This is a genomic window from Pseudomonadota bacterium (assembly GCA_026388215.1).
Lineage (GTDB): Bacteria > Desulfobacterota > Syntrophorhabdia > Syntrophorhabdales > Syntrophorhabdaceae > JAPLKF01.
The window spans coordinates 24,953-47,848 of the sequence record JAPLKF010000164.1 but is presented as its reverse complement, the minus strand read 5'-3'; the positions used below and the strand labels follow the sequence as shown (position 1 = coordinate 47,848).

Here is a 22,896-nt window from a genome sequence, read left to right as displayed (position 1 = left end):
AAACATAGGCCCGGATGACTCCAATCGCGTGTTAGTCTTTTGGCGATTATACACCCTGCATCATTTCTTCTTAGGCCAACTTTCGATCCATTCGACCGCCTTGGTCTCGGGGGGATTGTTCACCTGAACAGTGGGGTACACCCTAAAATGATCCAGTAGTGGGTAACCGTATTTGGGATGGAGTTTACCCGTGGTCAGGCCCCACATGCTCTCATGTACAGCCTGATGATTTTTCTGTATGAATACCTCCCCGCGAGGGGTTTCATATCGTAGGTTTTCCATTGCCAAAACGATTTCTTCAGTGCTTGGCCACTTGCCCCCCTTAGTTTTGATTGCCTTTTCAATTCCCGCCTTCAGACCATACATGGCTTGGGCCATGAAATGGCCTTGGTAATCGGGATTTACGCCGAACTTGCCCTTGTAACTCTCAATAAACTTCCGGTTCGGCTCAAATTTGTCTGGATCAGGAAACTGAAGGTGATAACCGCGGCCGGAGAACGCTACACCTTTGGGTAACATCTCCGCCTGGTGCAGAAGCCCCGTGGTTGCCACTAACAAGCTCTGCTTAAACAAGCCACGCATGCTGGCAACTTTGATAAAGGAGGTCAGGCCAGTGCCCCAGTTTACGGTATGGATTACATCAGGTTTGAGTGCGAGAAGCTTTGACACTTCTGCCGAGTACTCTGTCGCGAGGAATTTCGTCCACAGCTCGCCGACCACCTTCACATCTGGTTTCAGCTTAAGGACGGCCTTTTTGAACATATCCCAGGAATCGCGCCCATAGGCGTAGTCGTAATTCATTCCGGCGATGGTCTTGAGGTCGGGTTTAATCTCGAGTACATAAAGCGCGGCAGCAACATTTTCCGACACGGAGTCCGCCGACGTTCTGAAGACATACTCATAATTCCGCTGTTCGAACAAGCGGTAATTTGCACACACCTGAAAGATGGTTAGTGTTTTTAGCCTATCCGCCGCCGGTGCTATAGCCAGACATTGAGAACTTGAGGTATAGCCGATAACTACATCCACTTTTTCATCCTGGACCAAACGTTGAAACTCTACAACTTTGTCAGTCGTAGACCCCGTTGCGTCTACAAAGATCCCTTTGAGTTTGACGCCGTCTATCCCTCCCGCCGCATTAAACTGCTCAATGAGTAGTTTGGCAGCGTTGACAGCGGATATATCGTGAGGCACTCCGGGACCTGACAGGCTCTGTACGACCGCGATCTTCAACTCCGCAGGTTTGGCCGCAGCCAGCGCTGATGACGAAGGCATGACCATCAATCCAACGGCCAGGCTCATAAACAAAATTTGGACAACTGCCAACTTCAGCAAATATCTACGTTCTTTCATTTTGCACCCCCTACTGATAATACGTTCTTTCATTTTGCACCCCCTACTGATAAAATGTATGATTTCCTTCTTTTCCCCCTTGTCTTCAGCACAAATTCTGTGGAGGAGCCCGGAATGAATTTCCATAACCTTACTCTTCACATCAAATGAATTTGATTTTCACATCCCCGAGGGATCCGAAATCGGCTCTGAAGAAATCTCCCGCCGCAACCGGTGCGGCGGCCGTCAAGGAACCCGAAAGGACGACCTCCCCTTTCCGAAGGACGATCCCATACGCAGAGAGCTTGTTGGCCAGCCAAGCAACTGCCTGAGCCGGATGGCCCAGCACGGCCGCCCCGGCCGCCGTGGCCAGGACCTCTCCGTTCTTTTCCATCACCATTCCCACGGTCCGAAGGTCGATGGCCTGAGCGGCAGTAAGAACGCCACCCAGAACGATACGGGCGCTCGAAGCATTATCCGCCACAGTGTCGGGAAGCTTGATCTTCCAGTCGCGGATGCGGCTGTCGATGATCTCGAAAGCCGGAATCACCCCTTCGCTGCACCGCAGGACATCGGTCAAGGTCACTCCCGGGCCCTTCAGATCTTCCTTCAGAACAAAGGCGATTTCCCCTTCGATGCGCGGGGCGATGAGCTCGCCGACGGGGATCTTCTCCCCTTCCATGACCACCATGCCGTTCAGGATGTGCCCGTAATCAGGTTCTTTGACCCCAAGCATGGCCTGCATGGCCAGACTGGTTAAGCCGATCTTTTTACCCACCACCACCTGTCCGGCCGATTTTTTCATATCCATGACCCGGAGTTGGATACGGTAGGCTTCTTCCACAGTGATCCCCGGATAAGTTTCCGTCAGCGGATCTATGGGCTCTACGTTACGAGATGCAGCAAGAAGTCTCTGAGCAGCCTCCTCAAGTACCATTTTGCTAAGAGCCATACGAGCCCTCCTTACAATGATGACCAAGACTCGGAGCGTTGTGACCAGTGCGTGAAAGGAATTTGTGCCGCAATGCGTCGGCTATAGTGTCAGCCAAGCCTTCTTTGCCCATGTTAGTTTTTAGGCCATCAAGCAAAGCGGGCCAAGCCAGTGCAACCTCATCATGAGGACCGGGAAGGCAAATAATCAGCGTTTGCTCTAAGACACCCACTCCAATGCGCACACCGTCTTTCGCGTGGCGGCCCTGGCCCTGCTCAAATTTGAGGATATAAGGCATGAGCGCCTGAGGGTCCACTTGAGACAAGCCTGACAGGGTCTGATCCTTACTTTCAGCCCCAATGCCGCCCGTGGTGATGACAATTCCGTAGCCATCATCTGCTGCCCGATAAAAGGCTCTCGAAATTGCAGTGGTACTGTCTTCTAATATCGGTCCTTTCAGTACATGGTAGCCTTCCGACCGCAGCTTTGTGATTATGAATGGAGTGTTCGTATCCTGGATTTGCCCATTGAGAACTTCTTTCCCTGTGGCAAAAACTATGGCTCGTTTTCGAATTCTTTCGGCAATCTGTGCACCTAGGACGCGGGATCTCTTCAACACTTTCTTCCCTGTCGCTTCATCAAGACTGATCAGTCCCAAAATCCCGGACGAGTGGATCGTCGTATCTGCCGTGATCCCTACACCAGGGATAGTTGCCAGAGCCTCCAGCAGGGCCTTTTCACGAGCTATGATCCGTTCTGCTCTGATTTTTGGAACTAACACGTCTAGTGTGAGGCAATCATCGAGAACATCTGTAACCATGATCTCTTCAGGTTCGAGTCCCAATACTTGGGAAGCCACCTGAGCGCACATGCTCAGATCAACCCCACTCAATTTCACCGGGCTAATCCAAAGTTCCGTTTTTTCAAAGAGGACATACTCCATGACAGTTTTCTCTCACTCCACCTTAACAACATCAAAGCGCATTCGTAAGCAACGGGCATCAAGAATAGCGTATCCGATGTCTACAACGTCCAGGTCCATCTGGGTCAAATTCTCAAGATTCGACAGTGATATATTTCCGGCAAAGGCTATACGTACTCTGGAACGTAAACCAGTGTCTTTCAATGCTTGGATCACCTGGGTCAAGTGATCCAAGCGACCGGTATCGACCATCACCACGGAAGCACCCATTTGAGCAGCCTTTACAGCCTCATCGCGTATAGGTTCAAATTCCCCCCGGACTTGAATTACCACAGCCCGCCCCAACGAAGCCACCGCACGGATGGCCTTCGCTACTCCACCGAAAATACGGACATAATTCTTGTCCAAGTATACAAAGTTATCTTCGTACATACGGGTATCTATGCCACCATCGAGTAGCGCTTGCCGGACCTGGTTTTTGATCTCCAAAGGCATCTTTTTCCAGCCACCCGAGACGACACGGCATCTTTTTCCAGCTAGGAGCCGAGCCTGTCGGGCAGCTGTCGCAATTCCAGATGATTTTGAAAGGACCCCAATTATTCTTTCTTCTGCCTGTGCAATTTGAAGAGGATTTCCGACTACCCTGGCAAATTCCTGTCCCTCGTCAAGAGGCGTCCCGTCCGTCAAATCCGAGACTAAAGAGAGCCCCAGTAATTCCATCTGATGACGGGCTCGCTGGATACCGCTTAGAACCCCTGCGGCTTCAACCACGATACAGCCGGTGATGCGACGAGCCATGTGACCCCGGAAGATCTGCACACGGATGTCGTTGCTACTGTCCATTCCCTTTTCTTCAAACACGGAGCCGCCCTCCTCGCGTCGGAGGTCCAACAACTTCGCTGTTTGAAGGAGATATCCCGTACTGTTCATGTTAACCGTAATCCTCCTAATTTTTGTTCTCAGGGCAGCATGCTAAGGACCTCAGAATCGATTCCCCTCTGCCTTATCCATTTGGGCAGAAGCTCTTTCTCTACTCGCCTGCTAACCTCGGGAGCGGCTTTCTCAAGCCGCTTGGCAAGTGAGGCGCTGAGGTTGAAGCCGCCCGCAGCGCCGTCAAAGATGATCACCTGGTCCGTCCCTGTAACTCGGTAAGCAAAATCCATGGCGCTTTCTAGCGAATCCGCAGTAACAGCATGCTCCATGTACCTGAGGTTTTGAGAATCCATGTTGAAAAGATCGCCCTGCTCTCGGCCTACAACTATCGTTGGAACATGTTCGGCAAAAAATTTGCTGGGGTATCCGCCCCAGGCGTGATTTTGAACCACCATTTTTATTGCCGGATTCACCGGGGGAATCTCTGAAAGCATAGGCCTGCCTTTTCGATTGTAGAAGGCCTCGGTATACCACGTGTAAGAGGGAAGGGGAGTCTCTTCTAGATCAAAGAGATCACGATTCGCTCCCAGGAAGTTTGCGTAAATTACCCCTCCAGCAAACACATAGCAAACGGGACATGAAAAATCTAGCACCGCAATGCAGGCATCAATCTCGCCAAAGAGATTGAGAACTTTCCCATAGTACTTAAATCCTGCTACGTTCACCCTTTGGTCGAGAGCATCTAGATCATTATCTGCATCCACCTTGACAACCCCGTGCGGAGCCATGATTAGGAAGCACGCGAAGGCGAATTTCTTTTGTACAAATTCCGAATTGAAAATAGCCCGGGCCACAAAGTTCGCTCCCCGCGGCCCAAGGTTTTGGTGGTAAGTGGAGCGAGTCTCAATTCTCGCATAGGACATTGCAAAAGGTTTTATGGCTCTATCCACCTGACGATGGAAATGAATCTCCCGGACATCGCTATTATGAGCATGTATAATCCAGTCAGCATCATAGGCCTTGTTTAGTCCATAAAGAGTCCCGATTTCGGTCTCAATGGCAACTCCGCGGTCGATAGGGGCCATGCCTATGGCTTGACCTTGAAAGTGCGTGTCGAGGCCAAAGGATCTAATATATTCCTCAGTCTCGCGAAACCGCAATCCAACACCGGCTCTCAGCCGAACCTGTGCACCGGTGCGGCTTGCGACGACGTCTTTGATGGTCCGGATCATTTCTGCATACGGCTCCCCACCAAGGATGGTGAACCCATGATGCGATGCAAGAACATTCACAGTCTGCCCGCGTTTTATGCGGCTCAAGTCCACCTTGGCCAGTGCCGATTCAGTTTCTTGGCGTATAGCAGAAACTCCTTCCTTTCCTGGATAAATGGTTTGTGGAAGGTCGGGAAAGAGATCGGTTATGAGCACAGAGACCACCCCTGGCAGTTCTGCGCCCCGTTTCTTGACAAGGGCCGGATCCACACCGTATTGAGATTTCCTGAGCCCGGCGGGCTGAATAGGTCCACTTCTCATGGCTTCCTCCTTTCTTCTTTTTCTACAACTCGATTCAGGAGATTGAGATCGTCTTTAAAGTGGAATTTTTGGTAGGACGGCTTTTCAGTTATCTTCTTGGAAATCTCCCAGGCCGTCGTCGTTCTTCCGTACCATTGCGTCCCTTTGGGAGGGATGACAGCGATTCCGGCAGCCTCCAAAAACCGAAGCATTGGCTGGATGCACTCTACAGAGCAGCCCGAACCGGCGCCGGTCATAGCCCCTATCGCCGCCGGGCTGTCGGCCCCTTTCAGGATCGCTGCGGCAATTTCCTCGGCACGTGTTTCCGTGCAGTAACAGACGATTTGTTCAGGATTAAACCGCGCTTTCCTGCAAAGTTCGCGCACACGCCCTGCATCTACCGTAGCCATGTCAACACCCACCACGAATGGCTCATCTCGGCGGACCATCGTAATGGCTTGGTGGGGACAGCGCTGCTCGCAATTGCTGCACCCCAGGCAGCGCTTTTCATCATAAACAGGCGGAACCGCGCAGTGAAGGCATCGAGATGCCTCAGTAAGCACCAATTGTTCTGACAATCCCCCCTTGACCTCGGTAAAACTCTTTCGCGCATCTGACCAGCTTAGATGAGGCACTGGAGCCCTGGACTGTCGATCGAAATAATCGATGTTCATGTCTTTGAGAAGGATGACCTTGATATTCCGGTCCGTCCGGGGATAACCCTTCTGAAGGTGATCCTCAACAGATTGTGCTGCACGTTTGCCCATACCAATGGCCTTGGAAACGAAGGCGGGACCTGTCACCACATCTCCGCCGCTGAACACCTTTTTAATGCCTGTCAATCCCCGGTTGTCCGCCTTTACTTTCCCATCACTGTCGGAGATTTCTTTCGGAACAACAGCGGCATCAGGACCTTCGCCAATCGCTAATATGACGTGGTCGAATTCCATGTCAAAATCAGAACCGGGGACCTGGGAGGGTCGCCTTCGACCTGTCTCATCCTGTTCCCCGAGCTGCATGCGCACTCCTCTCATGACCACTCCGCCGTTACGGGGAGCGAAGCCAACCGGAGTCTGTAAGAAGTTGATCCGCACCCCTTCCTGCTCTGCAGCTATAACTTCCTCTGAGTTCGCCGGCATTTCTTCCCGGGATCGACGATAGATCAAGGTTACCTCTGCTCCCAGCCGCAGAGCGGACCGGGCAGCATCAATAGCAGTATTTCCGCCCCCGATCACGGCAACGCGCGGGCCTATTGCCGGAGCCCTTCCGCACTTCACTTCCTCCAGAAACGCCAGTCCGTGAAGAACTTGCGGCAGATTTTCTCCGGGAACATTCAGGGGTCTGCTTTGCGGGCTTCCAATTGCTACAAACAGGGCGTCATACTTCTTTTGGAGGTCCTCAAAAGAAAAGTCTCTACCCATTTTTCGTCCGAGCTGAATCTCAATCCCCATTTCCTCAATGTCCTGGATCTCCCGATCAAGGATCGCTATGGGTAAGCGATATTCGGGTATGCCCACCCGAAGCATTCCGCCGGCGGCTTGCCTTTCATCAAAAACCACAGGTCGGTATCCCAAGAGGGACAAGTGATAGGCACACGACAGGCCCGCAGGCCCTGATCCGATGATAGCGACCCGTTCCTCTTTGTGCGTCTCCGGAATAGGCAATTTCCAGCCACGTTGGTACGCCATGTCACCCAGGAAACGTTCGATAGTACTGATGGCGATCGGCTCATCGAAGCCCCCCCGATTACAGCCTGCTTCACAATGGGCATAACAGACCCTACCGGTTATGGATGGGAAAGGATTATTCTGTTTAATGAGTTTCCAAGCTTCGAAGAATTTTCCCTCTCCGGCAAGATCGATAAAACCTTCAACATCATTAAAGGCGAGGCACTCGTTGCTACAGGGAGGAGTCTGGTCCTTTTCCAACGGACGGTCAACGGGATTAGTTACGACGAAGAAAGGGCACACATAGGTACAGGTGTGGCATCCTGTGCACTTACTGTAGTCATACGCCGCTTTGGTGGTTACTCTTTTCATTTCCAACTCTCCTATCTGGCTTCTGAACACAAAAATGCCGCTTCGAAGCCTCTTTCCTTTAGGGCCCTTGAAATGCCCGCTGCTGTATCCATGACAAGTGGGATTATTGTCGCTTCTTCCTTGAGCCGGTCTTTGGGTCCTGCTACACTGATAGCTGCAATTATGTTACCTTTTGAATCTGTTATTGGAGCCGCAATGCACTTCAGTCCGATTTCGATCTCTTCATTATCAATGGCGTAACCTTGCTTTCGAACCCTGGCTAGTTGAGCCTTTAAGCTTTTCTCGTTAGTAATGGTATTGTCTGTCAACCGACTCAAGCCTTTTTCTTTGATAATCCTATCTAAGGACTCTATTGGAAGAGCGGCAAGCAATACTTTGCCCACCCCTGAGCAGTGAGCCGGGAGTCTCATGCCGACCCGGGATACAACGCGGACGGACCTCTTTCCGTCAATCTTGTCCAGGTAAAGGGCTTCCCCATGATGAAGGACCGTGAGGTGGACGGTTTCTTCACATTTATGTAGTAGATCCTCCAAGAACGGACGAGCTATTTTGCGAATTTCATTGGGGCCTTCGATCAATGAGCCCAAGAAATAAAGCTTGAACCCTAAGCGATACTTACGGGAGCGAGGATCTCTCTCAAGATAGTCAGCCTCTGCTAATGTGTTCAAAATGCGAAAGGTTGTGGATTTATTAAGACCCAGTTTCTCGTGGAGTTCCGAGGCCTTTAACTCCTTCCCTTTCTCATCAAAAAGGCCCAGTATTTGTAGCACCTTATCCAACACCTTAATTTGATACGTTCTGGAATTTTTCATAGGAAGATCTCTTCAGTTTCATTAAAAAGTTTCACATTGTAATATCTATGTGTCATATTATAGAAATTATGTTATATATTAACTTGTATTCTTGTCAAGAGAATTTTTTAGGTAACAGGGAATTTTAGGTAACAGGAGTTTTTCGTAACCGGCGGTGTAGAGTTAAGAAGGATGTTAAAATACCCGAAATACTAAAAGGTGAGCTATTGACTACTTCACGCGCATACCTGCTACGTATCTTTCTACCTTTTGCCATAGGGTACTTTATCTCCTACTTTTATCGAGTCGTTAATGCGGTCATTGCCCCTAATCTGGTGGCAGACCTAGGCCTAAATCCTGCAGATCTGGGTCTTCTCACTTCTGTCTATTTCCTCACTTTCGCCGCTTTTCAGCTCCCCCTGGGAGTGCTGCTTGATCGTTTCGGGCCACGAAAAACCGAGGCTTGCCTCCTGGTTTTTGCCGCGATCGGAGCCTTTGTCTTTGCAAGAGCGGAAAGCGTCCGGGGCCTCATCGTCGGTCGTGCCCTTATCGGTTTTGGCGTCTCGTCCTGTTTGATGGCAGCCTTCACAGCCTATGTGATCTGGTTCCCCAGAGAACGATTACACCTTATAAATGGCATTCAAATGGCGGGGGGGGGGATTGGTGCACTTGCGGGTACTGCACCCGTAGAGGCAGCTTTGCAGGTCACAGACTGGCGAGGTATATTCACGGTGTTAGCGGTGCTCACCCTGGCAACAGCTGCCACCATACTTTTTGTGGTCCCGGATCGGAAGGCTGAAGGAGCGGACGCCAACCTGAAGGGTCAGTTACGCGGCATCGTCAAGGTGTTTACAAGCCCTGTTTTTTGGCGAATCGCGCCCTGGGCTGCGATGTCCCAAGCCACATTTCTCGCCATACAAACCTTGTGGGCAGGGCCTTGGCTGCGGGACGTGGCAGGTTTAGATCGGATGAATGTTGCCAATGGACTTTTATCTATTGCTACGGCGGTGCTTTTTGGCTTCGCCCTGCTGGGGCCCGTGGTAGAATGCCTGAGCAGATTGGGGATAAAACCCTTACATGTGGCCGTTTCCGGTATGAGTGTGTTCATGGTTGTTCAGGCACTGATTATCCTGCAATGGACGCCTTTCACATTGTCTATTTGGATACTATTTGGATTCTTTGGGACCACGAGTATAATCACATATGCATTCCTGTCCCAGAGTTTTCCGGAGAATCTTGCTGGAAGGGTAAACACGGGCCTAAATGTGATGGTATTTGTGGTAGCTTTTGGCGGGCAGTGGGGTATTGGTGAGGTGATCAATCTGTGGTCTCCCGCTACCGATAGAGGTTATGAGCCGGTTGCCTACCAGGTAGGCTTTGGTCTGATGCTCGCGCTACAGGTGCTCTCAATGATGTGGTTCATTGCAGCGAGCATTAAGGGCCGGCGAGGGGCATCTCCTCACGGAGGAGGAAGAGAAATCCCTTGATACAAAAGAGGGTTCGGAAGAAATTGATAAATCGCTCTATATTGAGATGAAGAAAAATCCTTCTCTTCGATGGAGTATCGGAAACGGAATGTTTACGTTCCAGGCAGCCTCACCGAACGAATGGCTCCTTATGACCCGCGCCTATACGATGAAAGGTATAGCGGACAAAATCAGGTGCCGTATGCTCGCTTACTGATTCAGAGGAGGACAAGGATATGCCTGGTCAGGCTATACAGTTGTATAATGCCCTCACATGCCCGAAGGACTTTATACTCTTTACAGAAAAGGAAGGGGCGGAAGAACACTGCCAGATCGGGGCCAATGTGATCTCTAATGAACGTATCCTTGATTGGCTTGACGATACAATGAAATTGAAAAATTAGAAAAAGACTGAGGATTGATGAGGGTGCGCCTCGAGGTAAATATTGAGTATTGTTTCGGGTGTGGCGCTCTCGGGAAGGTTTATTGTTTTTGAAACTGCATTGTCAACGTGGTTTTGAAAGGCCCTCTGGATTTTTAAGTGATCAAATGGGGAAATCTGGTACGCCTTCCTGAAAAGCTTGACTATCTTCTCAGATTCGCCCTGCCTCCCTTTCATCTTTGCATAGAGAGGGTCAGTAATCTCAACCTGTATATCACCGAAGAGGATCCTTGTATACGTGATGTCATAGATGGGCTCAATACCACTTGAAGTGCCTGCAATAATACTCAGGGTGCCTGTGGGTGCGATCGTTGTTGTCGTGGCGTTTCGCTGTAAAAGGTTGTTCTTTTCCCACATGCTTCCCCTGTAATTTGGGAAAGGACCTCTCTCATCGGCAAGTGCCTTTGAAGCTATTTTTGACTCCCTCTGAATAAAATCCATTACCTGGCCACCAATTTTCTCTGCATCTTGCGAGTCATAAGGTATTCCCAGTTTGATCAACATGTGGGCAAATCCCATCACACCGAGGCCTATCTTTCTGTTACCCTTTGTTATCTTTTCAATCTCCGGGAGGGGATATTTATTTACATCAATCACATTGTCAAGGAATCTAACCCCAAGGTGGGTAAGCTCCTTCAGTCTTTCCCAGTCAATCGCATTATCCTTTACCATCCTTGAGAGGTTAATTGAGCCAAGGCAACACGATTCATACGGCAGCAGTGGTTGTTCACCGCAGGGGTTTGTTGCCTCAATCTCTCCGATATGAGGTGTGGGGTTAAATCTATTTATCGTGTCAATAAATATCACGCCTGGTTCACCTGAATCCCATGCTGATTCCGCAATGAGCCTGAAAAGCTCACGGGCCCGTACCTTCTTTACAACCTTTTCTGTTCTCGGGCTTATAAGGGGGAATTCACTATCCGACTTATAGGCCTTCATAAATGCATCGCTCACCGCAACGGAAAGGTTAAAGTTGACAAGCTCCCTCGGGTCTCTTTTCACTGTTACAAACTCTTCTATATCAGGATGGTCTATCCGGAGCATACCCATATTTGCACCCCTTCTTGTGCCACCCTGCTTTATCACCTCCGTTGCCATGTTAAAGATCCTGATGAAGGATACAGGTCCGCTTGCAACACCCATGGTAGAAGCCACAATGTCATCTTTTGGTCTTAGTTTAGAGAATGAGAACCCTGTTCCACCGCCTGACTGATGAATCTTGGCCGTCCGTTTTACCGAATCAAATATGGAATCAAGGGAATCCTCAACGGGCAGAACAAAGCAGGCAGCAAGCTGTCCGAGTTCCCTGCCCGCATTCATAAGTGCTGGTGAGTTGGGAAGAAATTCAAGATTTAAGAGCATCTGATAAAAGGCTTCTCCCATCTTTTCGCGCTGTCCTTCCCTGTAATTCTCCTCTGCCCGGGCAATGGAACCTGCAACCCGCGCAAAGAACCCTTCAGGGGTTTCTATTGGATTACCCTTTTCGTCCTTGATAAAATACCTTTTCTTAAGGACATGGAGTGCATTTTGGTCTAACACCCTACCCTCCTTAAAAAGAACGGGTTTACCTCTAACTTCTATGTAAGACTAACCCATTATTCTTTTTCCGTCAAGGCAGGGGAATCCCATAACTTTTTTGGACCACAGGTTGAAGAAAGGGGAAAGGTCTGATATAAATAGAATGCAAGGAGGACGAGTACAATGCTCACAGATATTAAGCTCGATAAATACGCAGATGTACTTCTCTGGGGACTTAAAACGGCAAGAAAGGGTAAGTTTAAGAAGAACGATATTATCCTTCTGCAATATGACCCCGCTGCCATCAAACTCGCTGAAATCCTGTATGACAGAATCCTTGATATGGGGATGAATCCTATCCAGCGAATGGGCCTGACCTCTGGTATGGAACACAACTTCTATAAAAAGGCCAATGGAAGGCAGCTCATCTTCCAGGCACCGGGGGAGAAAGAGCTCTGCGAGAATTTAAGCGGAAGGGTTTTTCTCCGTGCCCCGGAATTCCTCACCCATCTCAAGGACATAGACCCGGTGAAAATCGGAAAGGTCCTAATTTTTAGAAAGCCTCTCCGCGATATCCTGGATGCCCGCGAGGAGAAAGGGCTCTATAGCTGGACACTCTGTACACTTCCTACCCCTGAACTGGCCAAAGAGGCAAAGATAACCCTGAAAGGGTACACGGAACAGATTGTAAGGGCCTGTTATCTTGACAGGGATAATCCGGTTCTGGAATGGAACTCAATCTATAGGCATGTGGGTAACATCAAGAAATGGTTGAATAGCCTTGAGGTAAAATACCTCCATATAGAGTCCCGGAACTTCGATTTAAAGATTACATTGGGAAATAAGAGAAAATGGGTGGGTATCTCCGGACATAACATCCCGAGCTTTGAGATCTTTCTCTCCCCTGACTGGCGGGGAACTGAAGGGACGTACTATGCGAATCTCCCCTCTTTCCGGAGCGGAAACTATGTTGAGGGGGTGCACCTCACATTTAAAAAAGGATCGGTGGTGAAAATTACGGCAGAGAAAAGGGAGGATTTTGTCGTAAAACAGCTATCCATGGATAGGGGGGCATCAAGGGTCGGAGAATTTTCACTCACGGATAAACGATTCTCAAGGATTGATAGATTTATGGCAGACACACTCTTTGATGAAAACCATGGCGGTAATTTTGGAAACTGCCATATCGCCCTGGGAGCCTCTTACAGCGACACGTATGATGGGAACCCGGCTGAGATGACAAAAAAGATAAAAAAGGAGATGGGGTTTAACGATTCAGCCCTTCACTGGGATTTTGTCAACACGGAAAAGAAGAGGGTGACTGCCCGCCTTGCTTCTGGAAAAAAGATAACTATCTATGAAGATGGTATGTTCAAATATTAGGAAAAAGGGATAACCTTGAATATTTCCATGCAAACGGTTAAAATTGGATGTGGGGAATAACATGATGAAAAGATTTCTTATATTAATCACCATTCTCCTTTTGACAGGTTGTGCATCCCAGGGACCTGTCCTTTACCCTAATGCATATCTTAAAATGGTAGGGGAAGAAAAGGCTCAAAGGGATATTGAAGAATGCGAAAGTAAGGCCGATGAATACGTTAAATCTGATGCTGGTCTGGAGGCTGCGAAAAGCACAGCGGCTGGTGGAGCGGCTGGTGCGGTTATTGGAGGAGCAGCAGGTGCTGTGACTGGCAATCTGGGTAGAGGTGCAGGAGTGGGTGTAGCAGCAGGTGCAGCATCAGGACTTATACATGGAGTATCCAGGGCATCAAAACCAACTCCGGTTTATAAAAACTTTGTGTACCGCTGTCTCAGAGAAAAGGGTTACGAGCCAATTGGCTGGCAATAGTTAAACAAACATTCAATATAGAACAGAACGATAGGGGGTGATGTTAGGGCTATGAAACATGTTGATGGGAGTGACAGGGGAAATATAATTATCTATACACTGAGCACATGCGTCTGGTGTAAAAAAACAAAGGCCTTTCTTCAAGACCTCGGCGTGGGCTATGATTATGTGGATGTGGACGCCCTAAAAGGTGAGGAAAGGCAAAAAACCATACAGGAAATCAAACGATGGAATCCGAGCTGTTCATTTCCCTCGATTGTAATAAATGGAGAGAAATGTATAGTTGGTTATGATGAAAAGAAGATAAGGGAGGCAGCTGGATTATGAGTAATGATAAACCTCTTAGTGTGGAAGAGGTGAAAAGCCTCTACGATAGGTTATCGAAAGATGCTGAAGCATCGGGATACCATCTCAATCCTGATATAGACTTCGCAAAAGAACTCGTCAGAGGCCTGCTTTTAAATCAAAGGAGGTATGGATACTATGCATGCCCCTGCAGGCTGGCATCTAACAATAGGCTGGAAGATGTTGATATTATATGCCCTTGCGATTACCGTGACCTCGATTTAAATGAACATGGCGTCTGCTACTGTGCCCTGTATGTATCCCTGTCTGGCCTCAAGGGGGAAAAGAAGATAACGTCAATTCCTGAAAGGAGGCCCTCGCCTGAAGAAAGAGGGAAGAAGGCAGAACCCCTGCTTAAAGGTCCTGGTACACTTCCTTATCCTCTATGGAGATGCAAGGTCTGTGGCTATTTATGCGCCAGGGAGCAACCTCCTGAAGTCTGTCCTATATGCAAGGCAAAAAAGGAGCGATTTGAGCAATTTCTTTAACGTCCAGACCACCAAACAGTATCTCCATGGAGGAATAAAAGGTAGCCGTGACTTAAGGCTAAGGGTTCTGACTCCATAATAGTTACCGCTTTTGTCATTAAGAAAAATGGCAAGGTCTTGATTGCAAAAAGAAAAAAGGTTGCAGGAAGAGATGAAAAGATTGAATAGACTGCCGGTCAGCCAAAAGGCAAAGGAGATGCTCGAGAAGGCAGGGGAAAGGCCTGATCCTATGTCACCTTATATCGCCCAACTGGCGCTCTGGGGAATTGAAAAAGGAAAAATCGAAGTAGAGGACATAGTAGCAGAAACCGTAAAGGCAATGTTAACCTGGAGACCGGCAAGAATTAGGAATTTTCTGATATTAGGGGAAAACGAAGGAGGATTTAGTTCAGAGGGATTTGAAAAGGCTAATAAACCGGTGGAACTGGCACAGTTGATACTGAACGATATAGAAGACAAACTTATGATACATTTTCCCTGGTATCACAGCCTCCTTGAGGCTTGAAGAAATTTTTCGATTTTTCTATTTAATCTATTCATGGTATAATATAATTTATGACGGGCAGTCAATTCACAGAACTTTTGTTTAAGGCCTGTGAGAAAGGCGATATTGATAATGTAAGACTATTTATAGATAAGGGCGCCGATGTAAATGCTGCCGATAACAACGGCTCTACCCCCCTTATGTATGCCTGCATGAACGGTTTTACGGACACAGCAAGGTTATTGATAGATAGTGGAGCCAATGTAAATGCAATGAATAAACTTGGCAATACACCTCTTGTATATGCCTGCTGGAATGGTCATACAGGAACAGTTAGATTATTGACTGCCAGAGGTGTTGATGTGAATGTAAGGGACAGTAGTGGTGATAGCCTGCTTATGAATGCATGCAAAAATGGGCATATAGAGATAGCAAGCTTATTGATAGAGTACGGTGCTGATATAAATGCCAGGGATAGCGCCAATAATACCCCCCTTATGTGTGCCTGTTCAAACAAGTACGTAGGCATGGCCAATATCCTGATAAATAAAGGTGCAGACCTGACTGCGGCAAATAAAGAGAATAAAACAGCCTTTGATATTGCAAAGGGAAAAGGACTTCTCCGGGTTGTAAGCTACATGGAGCAAAAAAGACAGGAACAAGGTGGAAAGTAACCCTCAAATGAGTTTTTTTCAAAAGATGCTGGTCATTATTTTTGCTGGACTGTTCATTACTGCTGGCTATTCAATATCAGAAGGGGCAGAGTGGAAGTTGTTTTACAAAGCTGAATCAGGAGAAGAATATCTTTTTGATAAAGAAAGTATTGAACGTCCTGAAAAAAATATTGTCAGGGTCTGGCAAAAGACAGTGGAGAAGATACGTGATGGAGAAGAACAAGAAAGGTCTAAATTACAATTCGAGATAAACTGTTCTTCCAGAAAATATACTATCACTATCCTATCCAATACCGAAGACAGTACAAAAAAAGACGCACCAATAAGACACGAAGACATCAAAGACAATCCGCCAGCAAGTTATATTCCATCAGGGGTTATGATAGGTGCCTTACGCGATAATGTGTGTCCATAAAAGAATCTACTTTTCTGTGTAGCTTTTCTTAATGGTCGAGAGCTTCGAGAAATGTTCCCTTTCTTCCTCAATGATTTTGTCTATCAAACCGTGCTGTTTTTCCAGTACAAACTGCTTTATTTCCTGGTAATAAAGAACAGAGTCTAACTCCCTCTGCATGGCAAAGTTGATTGCTGACAGGGTGTCATGAACGTTTGATAATTCACTGTCCCTTACCTCCTTTGTAAAAACAGCCTTATTGTCTATATAGTCACGAAGGTACGCAATATATTCTCCCTTATAACTTTCCGGTTGTCTGTGCACGTCTACTTTTGACAATAGATCCTGAAATATTCTTTTGTGTATTATCTCTTCATCGGCAAGATGATTAAATATATCTGCTATGTTTTTATCGTCTGCGATAAGGGCCGCCCTATGATAAAATATTTCACCGTTCTCTTCTATTCTGATGGCAAACTGAAAGATATCAGCGGCTTCAAAAATATTCATTATCCCCTCCTTTTTAAGGGTTAAGGCCTTTTGTCCCTTGGAACCGATTTTTGAGCAGCAGCCCTTTTTCTGGCTGTAATTTGTTTCTGGAGCGCTGCCTCAGCCTGTGCCTTCTGGGCCTTAAAGGTTTCTAAATCCCCTCTGACCTGGGTTAAATCATTTTTTATTCTGTCTCTATCCTTATTAATCTCCCCCAGTTTGGCTTCAATCGCCGTTATCTGTGTTTTCAATCCTTTAATTTCACTTATCTCTGCCTTAAGTGTTGAAACCTTTAACGCCATGGAAACAACCACTGCACCGACAATCACAATCAACAGAACAAGAATTATTGTCGTCGTTGGCAGGTTTTTTAACATACCTTTAATCCCCCCATTTTCTTTAATCTTCTCTTGATTCTCTAAGGGTTTCCAAAATTCTTCCCCGCCTTTCCCTTGTTTATCATCGTCACCTTGAACAGGCATATCCTCACCCCTTTTATTAAATTTATTATACACATTTTTTAATATCATACATATAACCTGTAAGACCAGAAAAAAGTAAAATTTTTCAGCTGTTATAAGCAGGTGGGTAAGGTCATGTCTTTATGGATTATCAGCCATCGGCTTATCAGTCTATAACTATTTGAAAAACCTTGACAATCAGGCAAAAAAACGTTAATTTTCAAAAGATTTATGGATAGAACCCTTCTTTTGAATACAACATTTGAACCATTAAGCGTGCTGTCATGGAAGAAAGCCGTAACCCTTATGTTTCTCGGAAAGGTTGAGGTCTTAAGAGAGTATGAGAGAGAAATAAGGGGCGTTTCCATAAGCATCAGGCAGCCTGCTGTTATGAGGCTCTTAAGGCTCGTTCGTAATAATCATATGAGTGTGAAGTTTTCAAGAAGGAATATATTTTTAAGGGATGACTATACCTGTCAGTATTGTGGAAAGAGGTTTGACCCCAAAGGTCTCACCTGTGACCACATAGTTCCTAAATCAAGGGGCGGGGTAACAGAGTGGTCAAATATCGTCACCTCATGCATACATTGTAATCTTAGAAAGAGCGATAAACTCCCGGATGAAGTGGATATGTATCCAAGAAAAAGACCTTCAAGACCAAATAGTTTTTATATGCTCATGCTTCACATCGGTGTAAAGGTTGTTCCAGAATACTGGAAAGATTACGTATTTTCGAGGGATTAATATGGATAGAATATGGGCGCCATGGAGGATTGAATATATTACAGGCTCTATTAATAAGAGGGATAACAAATGTTTTCTCTGTGTTGATAAAGATGATGATGAAAGGGCGCTTGTAATAGGAAGGATGGGAAAGGCATTTGTTGTTATGAACAGGTTCCCGTATACAAATGGCCACGTTATGGTGGTTCCTGTGAGACACGTAGGATTGCTTGAGGAATTGATTGATGAGGAATCCCTCGACATGATGAAGCTTGTAAAAATCATGGTGGATATTTTCAAGGAAGAGTTCAGGGTTGATGGATTGAATATAGGCATTAATGTGGGGAGAGCAGCCGGTGCCGGGCTTGAAGAACACATTCATATACACATTGTCCCGCGATGGTTTGGCGACACAAACTTTATGCCTGTAGTGGGTGAGATTAGGGTAATCTCTGAACACCTTGATGAAACATATAGAAAGCTGAAGAGAAGATTTATTGAAAAGGTTTTTTGATCCCTCCCCACCACTTCTAACCCCCGCTGATATTGTGTCAACGTTTACAGGAAAAAAGAGGGAGGAGCTTTCTCTTCCGGAAAGGGTAATAATCACATTCAATACAGGGGACCTTAAATCTATACTGAATAAATCAAAAGGTAACATGATAGGTGCATGGTCCCATTTCAGACCCATATACAGGATTGAGAAAAGCAATACTGTTATAATCAGGTCTTACTTAGGTGGCCCGAATATTGCTGCTACAGTTGAAGAACTTTCTACCTTCGGTGTTAAGGAATTTGTCTTATGGGGTTATTGCGGGGGCATAGATAGCTACTTAGAAATAGGGAATGTTATTCTCGTAAGAGGTGCCTTAAGGGAGGATGGTATTTCTTATCATTACTTAAAAGACAGGGAGGCCTTTGTTTATTCAGACTGGTTTGAAGTATGGAAGTATTGCATAAAAGAATGGGGCTTTTTCGAGGGCACTGTCTGGAGTTGTGATGCACTTTATAGAGAAACGCAGAGCAAAATTAAAAAGTACAGAAAGATGGGTATTTCTGCCGTAGAGATGGAAGTAGCTTCCTTTTATGCGGTATGCAAATACAGAGGGTTGAAAGGTATTGCACTTTTGGTTATATCTGATTTATTCAGAGATGGAAGCTGGAAGAGCGGTTTCTTTGCAAAACCATTTAAGGAAGGGGTAAGAAAGTTATCAGATTTTATGCTAAAAGAGGCGGTATGCTAAAGACAATGAAGAATAAAAAATTAAGAATTAAAAATGGAAAGATATTAAAATTCTTCATTCTACATTCTACATTCATAATTATCCCGCAGGGAGTTAACAGTGCTGACAAAAAGACAATCTGAGGTACTGAGGTATATACAGAGTGGGGTGCTCAAGAATGGATACCCTCCAACATTAAGAGAGATTGCGTCCTTTTTCAAGATACAATCTGTAAGAACCGTATTTGACCACATTGTGGCCCTCGAAAAGAAAGGATATATAAAAAGGGATAAAGGGAAGAGAAGGGGGCTACGAATATTAAGGAACATTCAGCTTCCTGTCATCGGAGAAATCTCAGCAGGAAGCCCTATGGCGCCCTTAAATATAGAGGACTATATTGAGCTTGATAAGTTCCTCAATGCTGAGCACCTTTTCCTGAAAGTAAAAGGCGCTAGTATGGTAGAAGATGGAATAAGAGACAAAGACATAGTGGTTGTGAAGCCCCAGAAGGTCGTGAGAGATGGAGATATTATAGCGTGTGTGATTGACGGGGAGGTTCTTGTAAAGAGGTTCAAACGGAATAACGGTGAAGTTATGCTTCTGCCTGCGAATAAAGACATGGAACCCTTGATTATCAAAGAAAAGGATGGGAAAAGATTAGAAGTTATCGGGAAGGTAGTGGCGCTGCTCAGGAGTTACGAGTGAACAGGTTGTCGTTTAAGTTCAGAGTTCGGGGTTCGTCTTTCTCTCTTTCTCCTTCTCACCGCTTCCCCAATCTCCGTTTCCCTGTTTTTTGTACATTATCTTTCGGTCTTTATTCATTCCTCGCCCTTCGTCTCTTATTTTCGTTAGTAATACCAAGTTGCGATCTAATAGCCACCGAATAGAGAATTGTCCGGAAGGAAGGCTTCTCTGGAATGAGCATCGAAACATTTTGTAGTCCCTTCTCGGCGAAGCGAAATGTCCCCTGAAAGGGGCTCATGAGTATGTCCGAAGCGAGGGGTACCCATGAAATGGGTCGAGCAAGTTTACGAATGAGAGTGAAGCAAGCCTTAGAAAGGGTAGAAATGTTGAGCAAGCGAATGGAGGAGACGGCTTCCTGGATAACTACAGTGTTCGACTAATCGCAACTTGGTATAACCTGCAAAAAAACTTGAAAGTTTGTAAAATAGAAGTTATAATTCTAATATGCAAACTTTAATTAAAAGAAACTCTGAATTCACTATTTTGGAAGACCTTCGTTCTTTTCCAGTTGTTGCTATTCTTGGCTCCCGTCAGTGCGGAAAGTCTACACTTGCAAAAATGTTGAAAGAAAAAATAGAGAATTTTATCTATCTTGACCTTGAAAGCCCCTCTGATCTTAGAAAGCTTGATGATCCCGAACTCTTTTTTGATGTTAACAAAAATAAAACTGTCTGTCTTGATGAAATTCAGTTTAGACAGGACCTTTTTCCAGTGCTCAGGAGCATTGTAGACCGGAATAGAAGAAATGGCCAGATCCTCATTCTGGGTTCTGCTTCCAGAGACCTGATCCGGCAGAGTTCTGAGTCTTTAGCAGGAAGAATCTCTTTTATTGAATTGACCCCTTTTGTTATATCGGAAATCAGGGATTTACCGCAATACAATATCACACAATATTGGTTTCGTGGAGGATACCCTGACAGCTTTCTATCTATTGATGACAACCTGAGCAATAGATGGAGAGAGAATTTTATCCGTACCTTTGTTGAAAGGGATATTCCGCAACTGGGGATAAATATACCTGCCCTTAAGCTTCGCAGGTTTTTAACAATGTGTGCACATAACCAGGGGCAGCTTTTGAATAGCTCCAAGCTTGGCGATGCGTTAGGAGTTTCTTATCACACTATCAGGAATTACATTGACCTCCTTGAACAGACATTTATAATCCGTACTCTCCAACCCTATGAAGTGAATGTAAAAAAAAGAATTATCAAATCACCTAAGGTTTATATCCGGGACTCAGGGTTACTTCATAGTTTGCTGGAAATATTTGATTTTAATGAGTTGCTGGGGCATCCGGTTTTTGGAGCCTCCTGGGAAGGTTTTGCACTTGAGAACATATTGGCTGAATTAGCGGGCTGGAAAAGTTTTTTTTACAGGACATCATCGGGTAATGAAATCGACCTGATTCTAATAAGAGGCAGAAAAAAGATTGCCGTTGAGTTTAAATCGTCGAAAGCTCCAACAGTGACAAAAGGGCTCTGGAATGCCCTTGAAGATATGAATATTCAAAAAGCATGGATTATTGCTCCTGTAGATGAATCATACCTGATGAAAGAAGGCGTAACTGTTTCAGGGTTAGATTATTTCATCCAGCATGTGAAGAGCGAATATGCTTAAATGTCAACAGGCCTTGCAAACCAATGGGGTCTATAATAGAAAAAGAGAAGAATAGGGAATAAGACAAAGAGCCTTCTTTATGTAATAAGATAAGCAGAGTGGCAGCGGGAGTATCTGTGGCTAATGGGGTCCGTCAAAGTGACTCGACCTGAACTGCCGGATGCTCCCGGCCAGTACCCTGTCCAATGGGAAGATGCCGTTAAGTGGCTATTATAGACGGGACAAACGGTATTGGCAGAGCCATAGACTATCAAACACACAAAGGAGGATAAGAGGATGAAGAGGTTGTCTGGAGGAATCGACATAGGGAGCGAAAACCATCACGTCATAATTATGGATGATACCGGGAAGATATTATATGATCGGAAGGTAGCGCACAGGTTTAGTGAATTTCGCGAAGCGATCGGGGAATTCAAGGGAATCGAGGAACAGCATCAAGGGGAAATAATCTTTGCGATAGAAGGGAAGAACGGGTATGGTGCGCCCTTTGACCGGATACTCATGGAGAACGGATTTAAACTGTACAATGTGGACAATTTGAAATTAAGACGGTTTCGTGATGTATTCGGAGCAGAATGGCGCAACGACCGGAGAGACGCAAAGATGCTTGCAAAGATGTTGAAATTGAAAGACCATGTGGATACTGAAGAAGAAAAGGCGTTCATAACAGTGGAGAAAACGCCGGCAGTCCATGAAAAGCTCAGGATACTCTCAAGGCATCAACAGAGCCTGATAGATGAGAAAGTCAGGATACAGAACCGGCTGAGGAAAAGGCTGCTTGAGGTATGTCCCGACATATTGGAGTACGGAGATACAGACAGCAAAAAGCTGTTACAGCTTCTGAAGAAATACCCTGATTTCAGCAGATATAAAAAGATCACCATGGGCGCGCTACTGAAAATAGAAACAATAGGGAAGAAAACAGCCATCTCAATCTTGGAAGGGCTTCGGAATATACAGTATGTCGAGGAGTTGACAGACATTTACAAAGCGATTATATCATCATGTTGTCGACGTATATTGGATCTCAAAGAAGAGATTGAGATGTTAGACAGGGAGCTGGAAGAGACAGGAGAAAAGAGTGCAGAGGTGATGCAATTAAAAAGCATTATGGGAGTAGGGACAAAACTCTCAAGCAGACTGGCAGGAGAGATAGGGGATATCAGAAGATTCAACAGGGAAAGCCAGCTTGCGGTGTACTGTGGAGTAGCCTGCATTGATAACGACTCAGGTAAAAAGAAAAAGACAAAAGCTGTATACAAGGCAAATAAAATATGTAAGGCAACTATGATTGAAATTGCCGGCTGCACGATACGATATGTGCAGGAATCCAAAGCCTATTATGAAAAAAAGAGGGCTGAAGGAAAAGATCATAACCATGCCCTGCGGTGCCTTGCCAGACAGTTGATAAAAGTGATATTTAAGATGTTAACAGAGGATCGTAACTATATTTACAAGGAGGTTAAAAAGAAGGCTGCCTGAAAAAATATTCTCTATTTTTAACTTGATTTTTTAAATGGGAAGTTCAGGCTTTGAAATATAACATTTTGCACGAAACGATAGGTATCAACGGCACA

The 22,896-nt window shown here is 46.0% G+C and carries 26 protein-coding genes; 16 read left to right on the top strand and 10 right to left on the bottom strand.

Annotated elements, in window-relative coordinates:
* Nucleotides 1-60 precede the first annotated feature (60 nt).
* The 7 genes from NTU69_09480 to NTU69_09450 all read right to left on the bottom strand — a co-directional run bounded on the left by NTU69_09480 (nt 61) and on the right by NTU69_09450 (nt 8,420).
* Complete coding sequence (locus NTU69_09480) at nt 61-1,353, bottom strand: ABC transporter substrate-binding protein (GenBank protein ID MCX5803740.1); 1,293 nt, start codon at nt 1,351-1,353, stop codon at nt 61-63.
* A 142-nt stretch (nt 1,354-1,495) separates the two neighbouring features.
* Entirely contained in the window at nt 1,496-2,284 is a 789-nt protein-coding gene (locus tag NTU69_09475; GenBank protein MCX5803739.1) for a fumarylacetoacetate hydrolase family protein, read from the bottom strand.
* A complete protein-coding gene (locus NTU69_09470) occupies nt 2,274-3,206 on the bottom strand; it encodes a molybdopterin-binding protein (protein MCX5803738.1) in 933 nt (310 codons plus the stop codon). Before NTU69_09470 ends, NTU69_09475 begins: the two co-directional genes overlap by 11 nt.
* A 12-nt stretch (nt 3,207-3,218) precedes the next feature.
* On the bottom strand, nt 3,219-4,046 hold the full coding sequence (locus NTU69_09465) for a hypothetical protein (protein ID MCX5803737.1): 828 nt from the start codon (nt 4,044-4,046) through the stop codon (nt 3,219-3,221).
* 98 nt (nt 4,047-4,144) lie between these two features.
* Entirely contained in the window at nt 4,145-5,590 is a 1,446-nt protein-coding gene (locus NTU69_09460) for a hypothetical protein (protein ID MCX5803736.1), read from the bottom strand.
* The gene (locus NTU69_09455) at nt 5,587-7,608 is read right to left on the bottom strand and encodes an FAD-dependent oxidoreductase (protein MCX5803735.1); all 2,022 of its coding nucleotides are present in this window, start codon (nt 7,606-7,608) and stop codon (nt 5,587-5,589) included. The genes NTU69_09460 and NTU69_09455 overlap by 4 nt, the downstream gene beginning before the upstream one ends.
* Before the next feature lie 11 nt (nt 7,609-7,619).
* Nucleotides 7,620-8,420 (bottom strand): IclR family transcriptional regulator, encoded by an 801-nt coding sequence (locus NTU69_09450; GenBank protein MCX5803734.1) that lies wholly within the window; start codon nt 8,418-8,420, stop codon nt 7,620-7,622.
* A gap of 206 nt (nt 8,421-8,626) precedes the next feature.
* Here NTU69_09450 and NTU69_09445 point away from each other — a divergent pair, with 206 nt between their 5' ends.
* The 3 genes from NTU69_09445 to NTU69_09435 are packed head-to-tail and all read left to right on the top strand — an operon-like array spanning nt 8,627 to nt 10,269.
* Nucleotides 8,627-9,886: an MFS transporter gene (locus tag NTU69_09445; protein ID MCX5803733.1), complete on the top strand. Its 1,260-nt coding sequence runs from the start codon at nt 8,627-8,629 to the stop codon at nt 9,884-9,886.
* On the top strand, nt 9,822-10,082 hold the full coding sequence (locus NTU69_09440; protein MCX5803732.1) for a hypothetical protein: 261 nt from the start codon (nt 9,822-9,824) through the stop codon (nt 10,080-10,082). The genes NTU69_09445 and NTU69_09440 overlap by 65 nt, the downstream gene beginning before the upstream one ends.
* A 19-nt stretch (nt 10,083-10,101) precedes the next feature.
* Nucleotides 10,102-10,269, top strand: a complete 168-nt coding sequence (locus tag NTU69_09435) for a hypothetical protein (protein ID MCX5803731.1) — start codon at nt 10,102-10,104, stop codon at nt 10,267-10,269.
* Here the strand turns inward: NTU69_09435 and NTU69_09430 are convergent.
* Nucleotides 10,266-11,846 (bottom strand): adenosylcobalamin-dependent ribonucleoside-diphosphate reductase, encoded by a 1,581-nt coding sequence (locus tag NTU69_09430; GenBank protein MCX5803730.1) that lies wholly within the window; start codon nt 11,844-11,846, stop codon nt 10,266-10,268. The genes NTU69_09435 and NTU69_09430 overlap by 4 nt on opposite strands.
* Before the next feature lie 162 nt (nt 11,847-12,008).
* On the opposite strand from NTU69_09430, the gene NTU69_09425 reads away from it, so the two are divergent.
* The 7 genes from NTU69_09425 (at nt 12,009) to NTU69_09395 (ending at nt 16,083) form a co-directional block, all read left to right on the top strand.
* Nucleotides 12,009-13,208 (top strand): aminopeptidase, encoded by a 1,200-nt coding sequence (locus NTU69_09425; GenBank protein MCX5803729.1) that lies wholly within the window; start codon nt 12,009-12,011, stop codon nt 13,206-13,208.
* Nucleotides 13,209-13,269: 61 nt separating this feature from the next.
* The gene (locus NTU69_09420; protein MCX5803728.1) at nt 13,270-13,677 is read left to right on the top strand and encodes a cell envelope biogenesis protein OmpA; all 408 of its coding nucleotides are present in this window, start codon (nt 13,270-13,272) and stop codon (nt 13,675-13,677) included.
* A 51-nt stretch (nt 13,678-13,728) separates the two neighbouring features.
* Complete coding sequence (locus tag NTU69_09415; GenBank protein MCX5803727.1) at nt 13,729-14,004, top strand: glutaredoxin family protein; 276 nt, start codon at nt 13,729-13,731, stop codon at nt 14,002-14,004.
* Entirely contained in the window at nt 14,001-14,510 is a 510-nt protein-coding gene (locus NTU69_09410) for a ferredoxin:glutaredoxin reductase (GenBank protein ID MCX5803726.1), read from the top strand. Before NTU69_09415 ends, NTU69_09410 begins: the two co-directional genes overlap by 4 nt.
* Before the next feature lie 151 nt (nt 14,511-14,661).
* Nucleotides 14,662-15,015 carry a hypothetical protein gene (locus NTU69_09405; GenBank protein MCX5803725.1) on the top strand — a complete coding sequence of 118 codons (354 nt, stop codon included), beginning with the start codon at nt 14,662-14,664 and terminating at the stop codon, nt 15,013-15,015.
* Between the two features lie 50 nt (nt 15,016-15,065).
* The gene (locus NTU69_09400) at nt 15,066-15,668 is read left to right on the top strand and encodes an ankyrin repeat domain-containing protein (protein MCX5803724.1); all 603 of its coding nucleotides are present in this window, start codon (nt 15,066-15,068) and stop codon (nt 15,666-15,668) included.
* Nucleotides 15,669-15,693: 25 nt separating this feature from the next.
* Entirely contained in the window at nt 15,694-16,083 is a 390-nt protein-coding gene (locus NTU69_09395) for a hypothetical protein (GenBank protein MCX5803723.1), read from the top strand.
* A gap of 6 nt (nt 16,084-16,089) precedes the next feature.
* On the opposite strand, the gene NTU69_09390 is transcribed toward NTU69_09395, so the two are convergent.
* Both NTU69_09390 and NTU69_09385 read right to left on the bottom strand, forming a co-directional pair.
* Nucleotides 16,090-16,572 carry a ferritin family protein gene (locus NTU69_09390; protein MCX5803722.1) on the bottom strand — a complete coding sequence of 161 codons (483 nt, stop codon included), beginning with the start codon at nt 16,570-16,572 and terminating at the stop codon, nt 16,090-16,092.
* A gap of 20 nt (nt 16,573-16,592) precedes the next feature.
* Nucleotides 16,593-17,033, bottom strand: coding sequence for a hypothetical protein (locus NTU69_09385; protein MCX5803721.1), 441 nt, complete (start codon nt 17,031-17,033; stop codon nt 16,593-16,595).
* A 210-nt stretch (nt 17,034-17,243) separates the two neighbouring features.
* Between NTU69_09385 and NTU69_09380 the strand changes: the two genes are divergently transcribed.
* From NTU69_09380 to NTU69_09355, 6 genes are all read left to right on the top strand, one after another.
* On the top strand, nt 17,244-17,756 hold the full coding sequence (locus NTU69_09380; protein ID MCX5803720.1) for an HNH endonuclease: 513 nt from the start codon (nt 17,244-17,246) through the stop codon (nt 17,754-17,756).
* A gap of 1 nt (nt 17,757) precedes the next feature.
* The gene (locus tag NTU69_09375) at nt 17,758-18,249 is read left to right on the top strand and encodes an HIT domain-containing protein (GenBank protein MCX5803719.1); all 492 of its coding nucleotides are present in this window, start codon (nt 17,758-17,760) and stop codon (nt 18,247-18,249) included.
* Nucleotides 18,233-18,979, top strand: coding sequence for a nucleoside phosphorylase (locus NTU69_09370; GenBank protein MCX5803718.1), 747 nt, complete (start codon nt 18,233-18,235; stop codon nt 18,977-18,979). The genes NTU69_09375 and NTU69_09370 overlap by 17 nt, the downstream gene beginning before the upstream one ends.
* Nucleotides 18,980-19,078: 99 nt before the next feature.
* Complete coding sequence (gene lexA / locus NTU69_09365) at nt 19,079-19,663, top strand: transcriptional repressor LexA (protein MCX5803717.1); 585 nt, start codon at nt 19,079-19,081, stop codon at nt 19,661-19,663.
* 483 nt (nt 19,664-20,146) lie between these two features.
* A complete protein-coding gene (locus NTU69_09360; GenBank protein MCX5803716.1) occupies nt 20,147-21,319 on the top strand; it encodes an ATP-binding protein in 1,173 nt (390 codons plus the stop codon).
* 276 nt (nt 21,320-21,595) lie between these two features.
* Nucleotides 21,596-22,801: an IS110 family transposase gene (locus tag NTU69_09355; protein ID MCX5803715.1), complete on the top strand. Its 1,206-nt coding sequence runs from the start codon at nt 21,596-21,598 to the stop codon at nt 22,799-22,801.
* Nucleotides 22,802-22,896: the final 95 nt, after the last annotated feature.